Origin of the sequence: Priestia sp. YIM B13552 (assembly GCF_042787775.1) — a bacterium.
Taxonomy (GTDB): domain Bacteria; phylum Bacillota; class Bacilli; order Bacillales; family Bacillaceae_H; genus Priestia; species Priestia megaterium_E.
In genome coordinates this window covers 119,363-134,148 of sequence record NZ_JBHZOU010000007.1, presented here as the reverse complement: position 1 = coordinate 134,148, position 14,786 = coordinate 119,363, and the positions used below count along the sequence as shown (strand labels likewise).

Here is a 14,786-nt window from a genome sequence, read left to right as displayed (position 1 = left end):
ATCATAGCTTTCTACGTATTAAATTTTTTCGATCAAGATAGTGACTGTCGAATAGTTGTTTATTCTAATACCAGTTTGGTGCTTTGTCAACAAGAAAGAGTATTTTCATTTATTTACCTTCTTTGAAAGAAGATGATTGCACAGGTTCAATTGTCAACTTAGTATCCTTTTCCGCACGCTATCTTAGTCCCTGAGGAAACCTGAACACATTAAACGGATCGTACTTCTTATTCACTCTCTCTAATCTCTCTGCGTTGTCTCCAAAATACTCACGTTCGTAATTTCTAAGGTTGCTGATAGGGAAATTCACATAGGAGCCTATCGTCATACTTTTAATATATTCAAATCGCTTGCGAAGCCAATCTCTGTTTGCTCTTGCATATGCATCGTCTGTCCATACGGACTGAAACCCCATAATATATCTGGCGTTTCTGTAGAAAAAAGCCGTTTCTCTTTTACCAACACGGCGAATTTCTCCTCCTAGTGCATAAAAAGAAATCGCAGCATACACGGAACCTTCTGCTGGACGCTGTATGAGATCTGTAAGATTTTCAAGCTCAACACGTGAATACGTTCTTTGCACAAATCTTCCCGTTGACTTAAATTTTTCAGACGGAGGATAGGTTTCCTCTATTTTTTTTACCGCTTCAAGAAAAGGTAATGATTCCAGCTCTACTTGAAACCCTTCTGCTTCTGCAAAAGGCTGCAAAATCTTCCGAGCTCTTTCTGGGGAGCCGTAAAAGAAGCCGTTTGCAAATATGCCTAACCCTTCTCCTTCAGCATTATAAAAGCTTGCAACTAGCGTCATACGTTTGTCCAGTTCGGGCAGCCAGTTTTGCCATATATTCATCACTTGTCTCTGCTTCTCCTTTGTAGTACCTACATAAAAGAAGCGAACGAGCGTCACAGAGCTGTTCGTTGGCTTTGGAAGCTGAAACGTCATGCTTACTACAACGCCAAAGTTACCGCCACCGGCACCGCGGCATGCCCAAAAAAGATCAGCGTTACACGATTTGTTTGCTTTGATGAGCTTACCTTCATAATTGACTAACTCTAGCTCTATCAAGCTGTCGCATCCTAACCCGTAAAGCCTGCTTGAAAGTCCCCAGCCTCCACCAAGCGTAAAGCCAGACACCCCAACAGTCGGACACGTTCCTCCTGGAAAAACATATCCGTTCGAACCGATGAAACCATACACTTCCGTATTTTTCGCTCCTGCTTCCATCTTTAAAATGTTCCGTTTCCTATCTAATTTCAACCCATTTAATCGACTAATATCAATGACTAATACACAGTCACCCGTAGAATATCCTTCATAATGATGACCACCAGATCGAATGCGAATCTCAACACGATGCTTGCGCGCCCAGTGGATCGCATTCACAACATCCTGCTTTTTTTCACAGTACACAATCACAAGCGGAAATTTATCAATAGCGCGATTCCATTCCTGACGAGCTTCCTCATAAATGGGGTCTTTTGGCGTTACCACTTCGCCCGTAAGTCCTTTTAAAAACATTGAGTCCATTTAACCTCTTCCCCTTTGTACATACTTTTCAGTAGTTTTATTAATATAGTATTATCGATGTGGTTAAAGGTTTGGGTTTTGGGATAGAGTTTGCGTTTATTATTTGTATAAAAGACGTCATTATAGTTTATCTTAAAGGCATTAACCCTCTTATGTAATTTCTCTTTAGCGACGTAACACTTTCCATGACTAGACTTTATGGGAATTTCATCTCACTATACTAAGATATTTTTTCACACTAAAAGAACAGATGTTGAATTTTAACAACTTTCTCCATTTAATAAGAGTACAGCTCAAAGAAAAAAGAGCAGAATCTAATCTGCCCTTTACTCTTTTTCTATTCATTTTTTTAACGTCAAACTCACCACATTCTCCACGTGCGCCGTATGCGGAAACATATCAACAGGCTGAATGTAATCAACATGATAAGCCTTCGACAGCTGCTGCACATCTTTGGCTAATGTGGATGGATTACAAGAAACGTAAACCACTTTCTTTGGCTTCACTTGTAAAATCGTTTTTAGAAGATGGTCATCACAGCCTGTTCGCGGCGGGTCAACGACGATAACTTCTGGCTTCCAGCCTTCTTTTACCCACTTCGGCATCCACTTTTCAGCTGGACCCGTCACATATGTGGCATGTTCAAATCCATGGTCTTTGGCATTTTTTCGCGCGTCTACAATCGATTCTTCAATCGTATCCATTCCGCGAATTTCTTTGGCGTCTTTAGCAAGCCATAAGCCAATTGTCCCTACTCCGCAGTAAGCATCTACAATTTTTTCACTGCCTGTTAACGCAGCTGCTTTTTTTACTTCGTCATATAGCTTCACGGTTTGAAGAGGATTCAGCTGGAAGAATGCACGAGCTGAAAGTTCGAATGAAATGTCCCCTAACGTTTCTTGAATCACTGATTTTCCAGCAAGAGTAAACGTTTCGTCTCCAAAAATAAGCGATGTTTTTTGGCCGTTTACGTTTTGTACGAGCGATTTCACTTCCGGTAGGCGACGCTGAATTTCTTTAATCAGCAGCTCTTTTTTCGGAATGTCTTGTTTAGCCGTAATCAAGACAATTTGCACTTCACCCGTTTCAAATCCTACTCGAGATACGATAGTACGTACAATACCACGGCGTTTGCGCTCATTGTAAATAGGAATTTGAAGGTCTTGTAAAATTCGTTTTATTTCTTTTGTCACGTGATTTGTAGCTTTATGCTGAATGGGACAGTTTTCAATATCAATCAAGCGGTGAGAATTCAGTCCGTACAAACCAGCGATGACTTTTTGTTTGTCCATACCCACTTGAAACTGGGATTTATTACGATAGCGCCAAGGATCTTCCATGCCAATCGTTTGGCGTGTTTTCTCTTCTACTTTTTTTAATGAACTGTGACGTTCGAACGCCTGCAAAACGATATCGCGCTTAGATTCTAGCTGACCTTCATACGATAAATGCTGAAGCTGACAGCCTCCGCACTGCTCGTAAATAGGACAGGGTGCTTCTACGCGATGAGGAGATTTTTTGCGAATTCGCTTGATTTTCCCCTCGGCAAAATTACGCTGAACGTTTGTTGCTTCTACAACCACTTCTTCATTTGGTAGTGCTCCCGGCACAAAGACGACTTGGCGCTTAAAATATCCTACGCCTTCTCCATTAATACCGAGCCTTTTTATCGTTAACGGAAACGTTTGTCCTTTTTGAACTTTCATTTCAGTTTTTGGTTTATTCATGAGACCAACTCCGATTAGTTTAAATTCTTTGTATAGTTATTAACGGTCCTTAGCTGCTTAAAACCTAGTAGACCGTATCGCTTTAAAAAAGACATCAACGCATATTATAACACTTCAACAGCAAAAAACCGACAGGAGAAACATTCCCATCGGTTTTTATCTTTATTTCGTTTTAGAAGAACTTTTCTTCATTTGTTTGCGTTCGTTCATTAAATCATCAATGCTTTTAAACGTATAGCCCTGCTTTTTTAAATCTACAATCGCTTGATCTAATGCATCTGCGTTATCCTTTGAAACAGTATGCAAAAGCATGATCGCACCTGGATGTATTTGAGCCATCATATTGTCATATGAGTAGCGCCAGCCTTTTTGTTCATTCACTTTCCAGTCAACGAATGCAAGTGACCAAAATACGTTCGTATAGCCCTCTTGCTTTGAAAGAGCTAGCGTTCGTTCACTAAATACGCCTCTAGGTGAGCGAAGATACTTCATTTCATCACGACCCGTAATGTTTTTGTATTCATCTTTTACTTTTTGCAGTTCTTCTTTAAAACGTTTGTCATCCACTTGAGTTAAGTCAGGGTGATGCCATGAATGATTGCCGACAATATGCCCTTCTTTTACCATTCGCTTAATTAGCTCAGGCTCTTCTTTTAAATAATGTCCTGTTACAAAGAACGTCGCAGGAACCTTTCTTTTTTTGAGGACGTCTAATACCTGCGGTGTATAGCCATTTTCATAACCGTTATCAAATGTTAAATAAATATTTTTTTTAGTTGTATCTCCGAGATAAAAAGCATCATATTTAGCAAGAATTTGTTCATAAGCTGTACCTGCGGATGCAGGCTTGTGATTTTTGCTTTTTTGAAATCCCCAGCTGATCGGAGTGTTTGGATACATTTGTGCTTCAACAGATGCTATGCCTGTTGACATCACAAATAAAAAAACGAGAAAAAAGGTGAACCGGCGCATAAGAAGCTCCTTTCGGAAGTCATTTTACGCTTAGTATCCACTCAATTTTCTCGTTCATGAACGTTACTTTTTACCATACGCTTCGGACGTATGTTTATTTAAATACCGGTTCTTTAAATTGCTCAAGCTTTTCAAATGAAGACTTGTCTACATCTGCATGCAAGCTGTTTCCGTGTGAATCCATCGTCACTACAGCTGTAAAGCCTTCTACTTTTAAATGCCACATTGCTTCAGGAATACCAAACTGCATCAAATCAACGCCTTCTACACTCTTGATACAGTCAGCATAGTACTGTGCAGCTCCGCCGATCGCATTTAAATATACGCCGCCGTGCTCTTGAAGAGCAGCAAGTGTTTTAGGACCCATACCGCCTTTACCGATAACCGCTCGGATACCAAATTTCTTCATAATATCTCCTTGGTACGGTTCTTCACGGATACTTGTTGTTGGTCCTGCAGCGGTTACGTGCCATTTTTCATCTTCATCTTTTAACATAACCGGACCACAGTGATAAATGATTTGTCCATTTAAATCAATTGGCGCATCGTGATCTGTTAAATGCTTATGAATAGCGTCGCGTCCTGTGTACATCATACCGTTGATACGCACCACGTCGCCAACTTTTAATTCACGAATTTGCTCTTCTGTAATAGGTGCTTGTAATACAACTTCTTTTGTTTCATCCGCATTTTGTTTCTCTTCTTCGCCTGCATTTTTATTAAAATCTACTTCTTCGCCTTCTTGATACAGCCACTCTTGAACGCTTCCTGTATCGGCATTGATTTTAACGCCCAAACGGCGGTAAGCCCAGCAGTTATACGCAACTGACACATAAAAGCTAGCAGGAATACGATTAATAACGCCGACTTTACAACCAAGTAATGTCGTTTCTCCGCCAAAGCCCATTGTACCAATTCCTAACTTATTGGCATTTTCCATTACATACTCTTCTAATTCTTTCAGCTGAGCATTTGGATTTTCGTCATCTAAGTTTCGGAACAGCTGCTCTTTTGCTAATTCATAGCCTGTTGTACGGTCGCCACCGATTCCAACACCAATGACGCCGGCACTACAGCCTTGACCTTGTGCTTGATACACAGAGTGCATCACACATTTACGAATTCCGTCTAAATCACGGCCAGCTCTACCTAAACCTTCTACTTCACAAGGCAGGCTGTACTGAATGTTTTTATTTTCACAGCCGCCGCCTTTTAAAATAAGACGCGCATCAATATAGTCATTTTCCCACTGTTCAAACTTAATAACCGGCGTGCCGCCGCCTAAATTATTACCGCTGTTTTCTCCCGTTAACGAATCTACGGAGTTAGGGCGAAGCTTTCCGTGCTTTGTTGCTTCTTCAATTGCCCAATAAATCGCTTCTTTAATTTGAAGCTGATTCACTCCTACAGGGGTTTTAATTTTAAATGTTGGCATACCTGTATCTTGACAAATTGGTGATAAATTATCATCCGCCATTTTAATATTATTGGTAATGGTTGCTAAAGACATTGCTGCACGAGTTCCTGCATTTTCACGCGCTTTTGCCTTTGCGATAGCACGTCGAACGTCTTTTGGCAATTTTGTAGATGTTTCAACAATTAAATCGTACATGCTTTGTTTTAAAGCTTCAATCATCACTTAATTCCTCCCATATCCCGCTAATGTATGTATTTATCTATCTGTCGTACAACTTTCAAAATTTATTATACTCCTTCAAAAATTGTTTCGAAAGACCTTTATAGGAGGATTTCCACTTCAAGCAAAAAAGCGCTAGTTTTTCTAGCGCTTTTTCCTTTGTTCATTCTTTATCTTTTTTAAACTGCTCACATTTTGCTTCGAGGTCATCAATCATTGTAATCAAACGGTCAATGTCTTCTAGTTCGGTGTTTTCAGGCTCCATAGAGTCTAATACGTGTACAAACATATTTAAACGATCTTTTAAATAACGTACTTGTGAATCTTTATCTCGAACGGCGTTTCCCATTTTAAACCCTCCTGATATAGCTTTTCATTCATATTTCTTTATATCCTAACGAATACTTTCATATTTGACAACTAAAAGCAATAAAATCCATAATAGTCACTGGTGTCCGTTTTGAATGAGACGTATAATTTAGTCTAAAAGGACGGACCGTGAGATGTTTTCATCATCATTTCACTTTACGGAAAAATAAAAGGAGTTTTTTTATGGCCACTTTACAACGAATTACCCCGGAGTTCGATCCGTGGGAAGCGTATTTAGATATGAAACAATATGGCAAACCCACGCTTACAAACGTTGAATTTACCACAACGACGCTTTGTAATATGCGATGTGAGCACTGCGCAGTTGGATATACGCTGCAGCCAAAAGATCCAAACGCACTGCCGCTTGATTTAATTTTAAAACGTCTCGATGAAATTCCAACTCTTCGAGCGTTAAGCATTACGGGCGGAGAGCCGATGATGTCTCTATCTTCTGTGAAAAATTATGTGGTGCCTTTATTAAAGTATGCACATGAACGAGGTGTCCGTACACAGATTAATTCAAATTTAACATTAGATCTTGCTCGTTACGAACAAATCATTCCTTATTTAGATGTTTTACATATTTCTCACAACTGGGGAACGATGGATGACTTTGTGGAAGCTGGCTTTGCAATGATGGAGCGAAAGCCTACTTATGAGCAGCGCGCCAAATATTTCGACCGTATGATTGAAAACAGCCGCGCGCTTGTAAAAGCAGGTGTAACCGTATCAGCTGAAACGATGTTAAATAAACGTACGCTTCCTCATATGGAAAAGATTCATCGTCAAATTGTTGATGAAATGCTTTGTCAGCGTCACGAAGTACACCCTATGTATCCAAGTGACTTTGCCAGCACTCTAGAAACATTATCTCTTCCTGAAATGCGTCAAGCTATTCATCACCTTCTTGATATTCGAGATGAAAATGTGTGGATGCTATTCGGCACGCTGCCGTTTTATGCATGCAGCAATAATGAGGAAGACTTAACGCTCTTACAACGCTTATATAGCAGTAAAAATGTAACCGTTCGAAACGATCCAGACGGGCGCTCTCGCCTAAATGTAAATATTTTTGACGGAGATATTATCGTAACCGATTTTGGTGATACACCTCCTCTTGGCAACATTCAAGATACAAAGCTTACAGACGCTTTTGATACGTGGCAGCAAAGCACGATTTCTAAAGAACTTAGCTGTCATTGTTCAGCAGTGTCTTGTTTGGGACCTAATATTTTGGTGAAAAACAGCTATTATCAAGATACTGATTTTAGCAAACTCCAAGCGAATATCACAAAATAACAAAAAGAGATTCCACCACTGGAATCTCTTTTTTATTATCTCGGCTGATCGTAAGCCCCAAAGCTTAAGGAAACATAATCTTGTACTGGAATCCATGCTCCAATTCCTTGAGACGTTACATTTCTCACTACAATTGAACGCTTGCTTCCTTTTACCGTTACATACACTTCTCCATATGTTACTTTTCCTTTTTCACTTACAGCAGGCGTATACGCATATAGATAACCTACTTTTTTAGGAGCTACGTTATAGACCTGGTCTTTTTTCGTTCCGGCACCTACAAACGTTTGAAATGATAAAGTGAGCTTTGTTTTTTTAGCTGCTTCAATTAGCATCATTTGTTTCACATGATCAGGCTGAGGCACTTTTGCTGTTAATCCGCCTTTTATATGGCTTTGATTTTCCTGGCTGTACATCATTTTGTACTGAGTTTTTCCTGCTCTGTTATCATAATGATTTGTATTGATTCGCTGGTGCTGCCAGTTAACGTTTGTTTCTGTGGATTCGTAATTTAATGGCCACTGTCCTAAAAAGATAGTTGCTCTAAAACCAATTGCCCATGGAGTTTTAGAAATGTTTGATTCATTTAATATACGAATTAAATCAGGGTTATCAATTTTCACATTTGATGTTTCAATGAGCTCTTTTGTAAACTCACTCGGCTGCAAATATGGCGTATCTTGACTAGCATTTGGATACGTATTTTCTTTTGAAATATTTAAAGCTGAAGAAGGCACGTTGATGGTAGGCTGAGCTGTTTTCGCAATGGCGATCTTCGTTGAACATGAAAATGAAATAATGATGGTAAACACAAATAAAAGCAATTTACGTAACATCTAGAAACTCCTTTCAACATCGTTAATGAATGCAACCATAGTTTTTTCAAACATCTCCTGTTTTATCCTGAATACTAAAAGGGAAATTCTTCTATTTGCTTACACAAAAAGAATCCGAACCATTAATCGTTCGGATTCTTCCTTCAACTAAAACATGTTTGTCCCAGCCTCTTCTTTTTTAAATAAGATAAAAACCAATTCCCATAATAATATAAGCACCTAAAAGAGTTGCACCTTCGAACCAGTTTGTATCTCCGTCATTAGAAATAGCAATAGTTAAAAATACGGCCGTTACCATCGCAATCAACTCAGGCCAAGTAAAGACAAGAGACATTTGGTTTTCGAACATCAGCGAAACTAACACTAATATTGGTGCTACAAACATCGCGACTTGTAAAGTGGATCCAACAGCAATTTCAACCGCTACACCCATGCGGTTTTTAACGGCCATAATAATAGCCGAAGCGTGTTCTGCTGCGTTTCCAACAATCGCTACAATGATGACCCCGATAAACAGCTCACTCCACCCAAAACTTTCGGATACAATTTCGATTGTACTAACCAAGCTTTCGGATACGTAAGCTACAGCTAACGTAGACAAAAAGAGAACAGTAATCGCTTTCCACATTGACCATTCTGGCTCCTCGTGTTCTTCCACTTCTTCACTTTTATGCTGATACACGCCTCGGTGCGTTACCAGCTTAAAAAATAACGCCGCTAAGTACAAGATGATGAGAATAATGGATATTCCGACACTCAGGGACATAGTCTTCGCTTCGTCCATTTCGCTAGCAAACACTTCAGGAATAACAAACGCAACGATAACGGCAAAGATCAATAATCCAGAATTATGTCTTGCATCATAGACATTAAATTCTTGGCGCTTAAATTTTAATCCCCCGATGAAGAATGAAAGACCGCCTACAAGAAGGAGATTTCCTAATACAGAACCGGTTAACGATGCAAGCACCACAGCTGTAAGGCCTTCTTTTAGAGCAAAAATAGAAATAATTAATTCTACAGCGTTACCAAACGTAGCATTTAATAGACCGCCTATTCGAGGACCAGCTACAACAGCTAAGCTCTCTGTTGCTCTCCCCATAAAAGCTGCGAGGGCAATGATTGTTAAACAGTAAATAATAAACATAAGAACATCTGACCAGTGCATCATGTGCCCAATAACAGATAGCGGCACCCCAAGAATAACCGCTATTAGAAAAATCCGATTGATCATCGATATGTACACCTACCTTATTCATTTTTTGACAACAAAATCAATCATATCAAATTAATGGAATTTGTATAGACTCACCGTCAATGTTAGTATTTTTAACCTATTTTTATAAATGATAAACCCTTAATTGATTTTTGATTAAGATAGTTAAAAATCAGCCAAACTACCAAGGGTAAAAAGATATAATAAGGAGTGAAAAAATGAGCAATAATGATGTGAAAAATCAAATTTTATCCGTACTGGATGACTATACAATTGGAACGTTAGCTACAATTCAAGATGGAAAACCTTATTCACGCTTTATGATGTTTTTTCATGAAGATCTTGTGCTCTACACCGCCACCAATAAAGATACACATAAAGTCGAAGAACTAGAAAAAAACCCTTACGTTCATATTTTGTTAGGCTATGATGGGCAAGGTTGGAGTGATCCGTATGTAGAGGTAGAAGCGAAAGTAAATGTAGAAACAAACGAAGAGTTAAAAAAGAAATTTTGGAATAAAAAGTTAAAAGAGTGGATTAAAAGCCCAGATGACCCAAGTTATTTGCTTCTTCAGCTGACTCCTGAACGCATGCGCTATTTTGATAAAGCCGGCAGCAAACCGAAGGAAATATGAGATTGAGACGTAGCTAAGTCCATTCCATCTGAAGACAAACAAATGGGAGCAAGGAGATAAACCGCTTGTAACAACACCATAAAAATCCGAACGAGTTTGATTCATCGTTCGGATCTTCTTCAACTAAAATATTTTTGTCCCAACCTCATTTAATTTCGAAGGTTTCTGTCACTTCAATACTGTCAATAACCGACTGTAGCATCGAACAATTTTTTCGTGCTAGCTCAATTGATTTTTCAATTTTGTCTAATGGAAGGTCTTCTCCTGTGATAATATAGTGCAAATGAATTTTTTCGATTCGCCCCGCTTTTTCATCATTTCGCGTCACATCAGCTTGGATGCGTAAATCGGAAAAAGCAATCCTTTTTTTCTCTAGAATCTTTCTTAACACGCCTCCGCTGCAAACAGCAATGGACGATACCATTAGCTGATACGGACGAAAGCCATACTCTTCATCTCCGGCGATATGTAGCTCTCCATAAGGAAGATTTGTTGTAAACCCCGCCTCTTTTTTCATGTTAAATTCCACTTTCTTCACTCCTTTACTTCATTATAAACCGCTTTTTATATAACCAACTACTCTCAATAGGGATACTTGTTACACCGTCACCATAAAAAAATCCGAACGAATTTGATTCTCCATCAAGAATCTCGATTCATCGTTCGGGTCTTCCTTCAACTAAACTACTTTTGTCTCAGCCTTTTTTATGACTCTGTGTTAAATTAATTTTCCGGCGCGAATATCATTTGTCATTCCTTCGTAAGGCGCTTGAGCGATAACTTCCTCATTGTTCGCTCCGACATTTTTGATAAATGTAATGTCAGCAAATTCGGGTACAACGTATTTCGGATATGTTTCGTATTTTTCACGGGATTCATGCATTAAATTAAGATGATCATTTTGATAGCACACGGTAATTTCAGGATGTTCATGTACCCATTTTGGGAAGAAAATAATGCCGTGCATCCGTTTTTCATCAGGCATAAAGTTCAAAGATACATCTGTTCCAGTCGGCTCAGTCCACGATACTTTATATACACCTTCTGTTAATTTCACAATATCTACTTTTTGGTCGCGAACCCATCGTCCTGCCACCATTCCGCTGTGAATACGATAATCGATTGTATTTTCGTTTTTGATATAAATTTCATATTCCCATCCGTTTTCGTACGTGTAAATCATATGATTTCCAATAAATTTTTCCATTTTTATATCGCTCCTTTGATTTATAACACTTCGTATATGTCTGACACAACGCGATCCGATCTAAGCGTCTCACAGCAGTGCCTAGAAAAACGCAGTTTTGTAAGCGTTTGTATTTCGCACTTCCTGTATGACCAATGACAATCGCTGTACCGACATTGATTGTGAATGTCGCTATTTTCTTAAGCACTGTGTGTATTCTAGCGACTGCTTTTTAATTGTAAATTAAAACATGTAACTATTTACATGTTTTATTCTACTTCCCTTATAAAAAGATGTCAAATTAACAGCACAGCACGTCTACATCCTTGTCAATAAAGCGTTTTCCTTGTACGATTAAACAGTTGGATTGACAAAATATAGATAAAAAGAGGTTGAATGCTATGAGTGCTACTCATAAACAACGTTTCTGGATTTTAGTTAGCCTTGTCGCCATTTCTGGATTCAGCCAAGGTATGCTGCTGCCTTTAATTGCTATTATTTTTGAGAAAGACGGTCTTTCTTCTACTATAAACGGATTAAACGCAACGGGATTGTACCTAGGCATTTTATTTATTTCTCCTTTCATGGAAGGGCCGCTTCGCAGATACGGATATAAACCAATTATCGCAGCAGGCGGACTTTTAGTTATTGTGTCTTTAGCTTTGTTTCCCTTGTGGAAATCTGTTGTTTTTTGGTTTGTGCTCCGTTTATTTATTGGAATAGGAGACCACGCGCTGCACTTTGGTACTCAAACGTGGATTACATCGTCTTCACCTGCTGATAAACGAGGTCGAAACATTTCATTGTACGGGCTTTTTTTCGGTATTGGTTTTGCTGTTGGTCCTTTAATGACGCCGTTAATTGAAATTAATCAAGCGCTTCCTTTTATGATTTCTTCAGCTCTCTGCCTCATAACGTGGGTGTTTTTATTTTTGATAAAAAATGAATTTCCCCTACAGGAAGTGGAGGTTAATTCATTAAAAGAAACGGCTAAACGATTTTCTAAGGCGGCTAAGTATGCTTGGATTGCTTTTTTGCCGCCTTTTGGATATGGATTTTTAGAATCATCACTGAACGGAAGCTTTCCTGTATATGGCTTACGAATTGGTTTGCAAGTAGAGTTTATTTCACTCCTCTTGACTTCCTTTGCAGTTGGAGCTATTGTATTTCAGCTTCCTCTCGGAATACTGAGCGATAAATTTGGACGGAAATTGGTATTAGGATGGATTTTATCAATTGGAGCCGTTACGTTTTTTACAGCAAGCCTCTTGGAAGAGACAGCTATTCCATTAGTAGCTTGTTTATTTATAGCTGGCATGGTTGTAGGCTCGACGTTTAGTTTAGGAATCAGCTATATGACGGATTTGATTCCTGCTCGTCTACTGCCTACAGGTAATTTACTATGCGGCATTGCTTTTAGTATCGGAAGCCTTGCCGGCCCTTACATAGGCGGCACGTTTATTCAGTTCTTTCATCATATCAGCTTTTTTAATATTATTAGCGGGATGCTTGGCTTTATTTTTATTATTCTTTTTGTATTCGGACAAAAGATGCCTATGCAACAAAAAACAAGCGAGAACCTATAGGTTCTCGCTTGTTTTTAAACTTTTAGCGTTCGATGCTGAAGAGCTGATTTTTCAATTTGTATCGTGGTATGCTCAATGCCGCAGTGATCATGTACTAAATCGATGGCTTTTTGCAAAATTTGCTGACAATCTTTTTCATCTTCTACGCGCATATGACAGCTCAATGAGTCCAGTCCCGAAGTAATGGTCCAAATGTGTAAATCATGCACATCTTTGACTCCTTCAATGTTTTCAAGAAGGTTTTTTATTTCACTGTGATCTACCCCTTCAGGAGAGCCTTCCATCAAAATATGAACGCTATGAGCAAGCACGCCCCAAGCGCTTTTTAAAATTAATACAGACACAACTACAGAAATAATAGGATCAGCAATATACCATCCAAACAGCATCATAAGAAGTCCCGCTACAATAGCTCCAATAGATCCTAAAGCATCTCCCAATACGTGTAAGTAAGCGCTGCGTAAATTTACGTTTCCTTTTACATCGCCTTGTCTCATAAGTGACCAGGCGCTGATTAAATTAGCGAGTAAACCAACAGTAGCAATCAGCATCATGCTGCCGCTTGCTACAGACTGCGGCTCTAATACGCGCTGATAGGCTTCATAGATGATAAATCCTGCTATTACAAACAGTGCCACTCCGTTAAAAAGAGCCGCTAATATTTCAAAACGATAATAACCGTACGTTTTTTTAGCCGATGCAGCTCGATTAGCAAACCATATCGCTACAAGACTAAGAGCAAGTGAGCTTGTATCAGAAAGCATGTGTCCGCTATCGGATAATAACGCTAAACTATTTGTAAAAAGCCCTCCAACAAACTCAAGAACCATAATACCCGCTGTGATAATGAGTGCAATTAACAGACCTTTTTTGTTGCCTTCACGCTGTGTATCAAAATGGTGATGGTGACCATGATGATGGTGGTGATGATCATGACTCATGCAAAGCCCCTCCTTCTATTCGTTATGTGCGCATTCTACGTGCTGAATTACTTGATGCAGTATTCCAACCACGTGTTCATCATCGTACGTATAGAAATACGTATTCCCTTCACGGCGATATTTTACTAAACGTAAATGACGCAAATGTGTTAACTGATGTGAAATAGCTGATTGTGAAACACCAAGCACTTCAACCATATGACCGACTGAACACTCTTCTTGAAATAGCAAATAAAGAATTTTCATTCTCGTAGGATCTGAAATAGCTTTTAGTATTCTTGACGCTTCTTCTACTGTTTGAGGCGATAAAAACGAATGTTCATCTTTTTTCATAACATCTCTCCGTTCATTATATGCAAGTATATGAGCATATGTTCATATATAAATTATAAAACACCTTTTTCTATATAGTCAATTATTTACGTCTTTCTAAAGTTTTTTGCCTATTTTTAAAAAAAATACACACAAAATACTTTTTCTGTTATATAATACAATTAAATATAATAAACTGTATTAAAACAGATGGAGAGGAGAATAATAAATGAGCAGACAAGAACGCAAAAACATGATTACATTTATTGAAACAATGAAGGGGATTGACCGTGAAACCTTAATGTACATGACGGATGCCGATATCGAGCACATTTACACTTCCGCTTATAAATATTATGAAGAACATTTAGATATGTAGTACGTTTTTTACAGAATGCAGACGTCCAGCTGCATTCTGTTTTTATTTTTTAAGCGTTAGTCGTTACCTCCTTGCTTGTTCCGTGCTATACTATACTAAATATCCCAATTTAAAAGAGAAGAACTGAAAAAATGTGCTGCTATCGCTGAGATGGCAGCTTT

General features: G+C 38.7%; 15 protein-coding genes. 4 read left to right on the top strand and 11 right to left on the bottom strand.

What is annotated here, in order from left to right; genetic code table 11:
* Positions 1 to 178: 178 nt before the first annotated feature.
* The 5 genes from ACFX40_RS23340 to ACFX40_RS23320 form a co-directional block, all read right to left on the bottom strand.
* On the bottom strand, positions 179 to 1,528 hold the full coding sequence (locus ACFX40_RS23340) for an FAD-binding oxidoreductase (protein WP_334034786.1): 1,350 nt from the start codon (positions 1,526 to 1,528) through the stop codon (positions 179 to 181).
* Between the two features lie 341 nt (positions 1,529 to 1,869).
* Complete coding sequence (gene rlmD, locus ACFX40_RS23335) at positions 1,870 to 3,255, bottom strand: 23S rRNA (uracil(1939)-C(5))-methyltransferase RlmD (protein ID WP_098248799.1); 1,386 nt, start codon at positions 3,253 to 3,255, stop codon at positions 1,870 to 1,872.
* Positions 3,256 to 3,417: 162 nt separating this feature from the next.
* On the bottom strand, positions 3,418 to 4,227 hold the full coding sequence (gene pdaA, locus ACFX40_RS23330; protein ID WP_028410132.1) for a delta-lactam-biosynthetic de-N-acetylase: 810 nt from the start codon (positions 4,225 to 4,227) through the stop codon (positions 3,418 to 3,420).
* A gap of 94 nt (positions 4,228 to 4,321) precedes the next feature.
* Positions 4,322 to 5,863 carry a fumarate hydratase gene (locus ACFX40_RS23325; protein ID WP_081732061.1) on the bottom strand — a complete coding sequence of 514 codons (1,542 nt, stop codon included), beginning with the start codon at positions 5,861 to 5,863 and terminating at the stop codon, positions 4,322 to 4,324.
* Between the two features lie 163 nt (positions 5,864 to 6,026).
* Entirely contained in the window at positions 6,027 to 6,212 is a 186-nt protein-coding gene (locus ACFX40_RS23320) for an SE1561 family protein (RefSeq protein WP_050688492.1), read from the bottom strand.
* Between the two features lie 203 nt (positions 6,213 to 6,415).
* Between ACFX40_RS23320 and yfkAB the strand changes: the two genes are divergently transcribed.
* Positions 6,416 to 7,534 carry a radical SAM/CxCxxxxC motif protein YfkAB gene (gene yfkAB / locus ACFX40_RS23315; RefSeq protein WP_034263747.1) on the top strand — a complete coding sequence of 373 codons (1,119 nt, stop codon included), beginning with the start codon at positions 6,416 to 6,418 and terminating at the stop codon, positions 7,532 to 7,534.
* Between the two features lie 35 nt (positions 7,535 to 7,569).
* Here yfkAB and ACFX40_RS23310 read toward each other — a convergent pair whose 3' ends face one another.
* Both ACFX40_RS23310 and cax read right to left on the bottom strand, forming a co-directional pair.
* Positions 7,570 to 8,370 carry a YfkD famly protein gene (locus ACFX40_RS23310; protein ID WP_377256480.1) on the bottom strand — a complete coding sequence of 267 codons (801 nt, stop codon included), beginning with the start codon at positions 8,368 to 8,370 and terminating at the stop codon, positions 7,570 to 7,572.
* A gap of 178 nt (positions 8,371 to 8,548) precedes the next feature.
* Positions 8,549 to 9,604 carry a calcium/proton exchanger gene (gene cax / locus ACFX40_RS23305; RefSeq protein WP_016762856.1) on the bottom strand — a complete coding sequence of 352 codons (1,056 nt, stop codon included), beginning with the start codon at positions 9,602 to 9,604 and terminating at the stop codon, positions 8,549 to 8,551.
* A gap of 200 nt (positions 9,605 to 9,804) precedes the next feature.
* On the opposite strand from cax, the gene ACFX40_RS23300 reads away from it, so the two are divergent.
* On the top strand, positions 9,805 to 10,221 hold the full coding sequence (locus ACFX40_RS23300) for a pyridoxamine 5'-phosphate oxidase family protein (protein ID WP_098579312.1): 417 nt from the start codon (positions 9,805 to 9,807) through the stop codon (positions 10,219 to 10,221).
* 145 nt (positions 10,222 to 10,366) lie between these two features.
* On the opposite strand, the gene ACFX40_RS23295 is transcribed toward ACFX40_RS23300, so the two are convergent.
* Positions 10,367 to 10,750, bottom strand: coding sequence for an OsmC family protein (locus ACFX40_RS23295; protein WP_028410135.1), 384 nt, complete (start codon positions 10,748 to 10,750; stop codon positions 10,367 to 10,369).
* Positions 10,751 to 10,939: 189 nt separating this feature from the next.
* Complete coding sequence (locus ACFX40_RS23290) at positions 10,940 to 11,428, bottom strand: phenolic acid decarboxylase (RefSeq protein ID WP_060746125.1); 489 nt, start codon at positions 11,426 to 11,428, stop codon at positions 10,940 to 10,942.
* Positions 11,429 to 11,808: 380 nt separating this feature from the next.
* Here ACFX40_RS23290 and ACFX40_RS23285 point away from each other — a divergent pair, with 380 nt between their 5' ends.
* A complete protein-coding gene (locus ACFX40_RS23285; RefSeq protein ID WP_013081525.1) occupies positions 11,809 to 12,993 on the top strand; it encodes an MFS transporter in 1,185 nt (394 codons plus the stop codon).
* A 14-nt stretch (positions 12,994 to 13,007) separates the two neighbouring features.
* Here the strand turns inward: ACFX40_RS23285 and ACFX40_RS23280 are convergent, their stop codons facing one another.
* On the bottom strand, positions 13,008 to 13,934 hold the full coding sequence (locus ACFX40_RS23280; RefSeq protein WP_045291978.1) for a cation diffusion facilitator family transporter: 927 nt from the start codon (positions 13,932 to 13,934) through the stop codon (positions 13,008 to 13,010).
* 15 nt (positions 13,935 to 13,949) lie between these two features.
* On the bottom strand, positions 13,950 to 14,267 hold the full coding sequence (locus ACFX40_RS23275) for an ArsR/SmtB family transcription factor (protein WP_013081523.1): 318 nt from the start codon (positions 14,265 to 14,267) through the stop codon (positions 13,950 to 13,952).
* A gap of 208 nt (positions 14,268 to 14,475) precedes the next feature.
* Between ACFX40_RS23275 and ACFX40_RS23270 the strand changes: the two genes are divergently transcribed.
* Complete coding sequence (locus ACFX40_RS23270; protein ID WP_013055132.1) at positions 14,476 to 14,625, top strand: BH0509 family protein; 150 nt, start codon at positions 14,476 to 14,478, stop codon at positions 14,623 to 14,625.
* The last annotated feature ends 161 nt before the right edge of the window (positions 14,626 to 14,786 follow it).

Bases quoted from the DNA above. Each gene is read 5' to 3' on its own strand.
- ACFX40_RS23340 (WP_334034786.1), bottom strand. From the start codon at position 1,528: ATGGACTCAATGTTTTTAAAAGGACTTACGGGCGAAGTGGTAACGCCA.
- rlmD (WP_098248799.1), bottom strand. From the start codon at position 3,255: ATGAATAAACCAAAAACTGAAATGAAAGTTCAAAAAGGACAAACGTTT.
- pdaA (WP_028410132.1), bottom strand. From the start codon at position 4,227: ATGCGCCGGTTCACCTTTTTTCTCGTTTTTTTATTTGTGATGTCAACA.
- ACFX40_RS23325 (WP_081732061.1), bottom strand. From the start codon at position 5,863: ATGATTGAAGCTTTAAAACAAAGCATGTACGATTTAATTGTTGAAACA.
- ACFX40_RS23320 (WP_050688492.1), bottom strand. From the start codon at position 6,212: ATGGGAAACGCCGTTCGAGATAAAGATTCACAAGTACGTTATTTAAAA.
- yfkAB (WP_034263747.1), top strand. From the start codon at position 6,416: ATGGCCACTTTACAACGAATTACCCCGGAGTTCGATCCGTGGGAAGCG.
- ACFX40_RS23310 (WP_377256480.1), bottom strand. From the start codon at position 8,370: ATGTTACGTAAATTGCTTTTATTTGTGTTTACCATCATTATTTCATTT.
- cax (WP_016762856.1), bottom strand. From the start codon at position 9,604: ATGATCAATCGGATTTTTCTAATAGCGGTTATTCTTGGGGTGCCGCTA.
- ACFX40_RS23300 (WP_098579312.1), top strand. From the start codon at position 9,805: ATGAGCAATAATGATGTGAAAAATCAAATTTTATCCGTACTGGATGAC.
- ACFX40_RS23290 (WP_060746125.1), bottom strand. From the start codon at position 11,428: ATGGAAAAATTTATTGGAAATCATATGATTTACACGTACGAAAACGGA.
- ACFX40_RS23285 (WP_013081525.1), top strand. From the start codon at position 11,809: ATGAGTGCTACTCATAAACAACGTTTCTGGATTTTAGTTAGCCTTGTC.
- ACFX40_RS23280 (WP_045291978.1), bottom strand. From the start codon at position 13,934: ATGAGTCATGATCATCACCACCATCATCATGGTCACCATCACCATTTT.
- ACFX40_RS23275 (WP_013081523.1), bottom strand. From the start codon at position 14,267: ATGAAAAAAGATGAACATTCGTTTTTATCGCCTCAAACAGTAGAAGAA.
- ACFX40_RS23270 (WP_013055132.1), top strand. From the start codon at position 14,476: ATGAGCAGACAAGAACGCAAAAACATGATTACATTTATTGAAACAATG.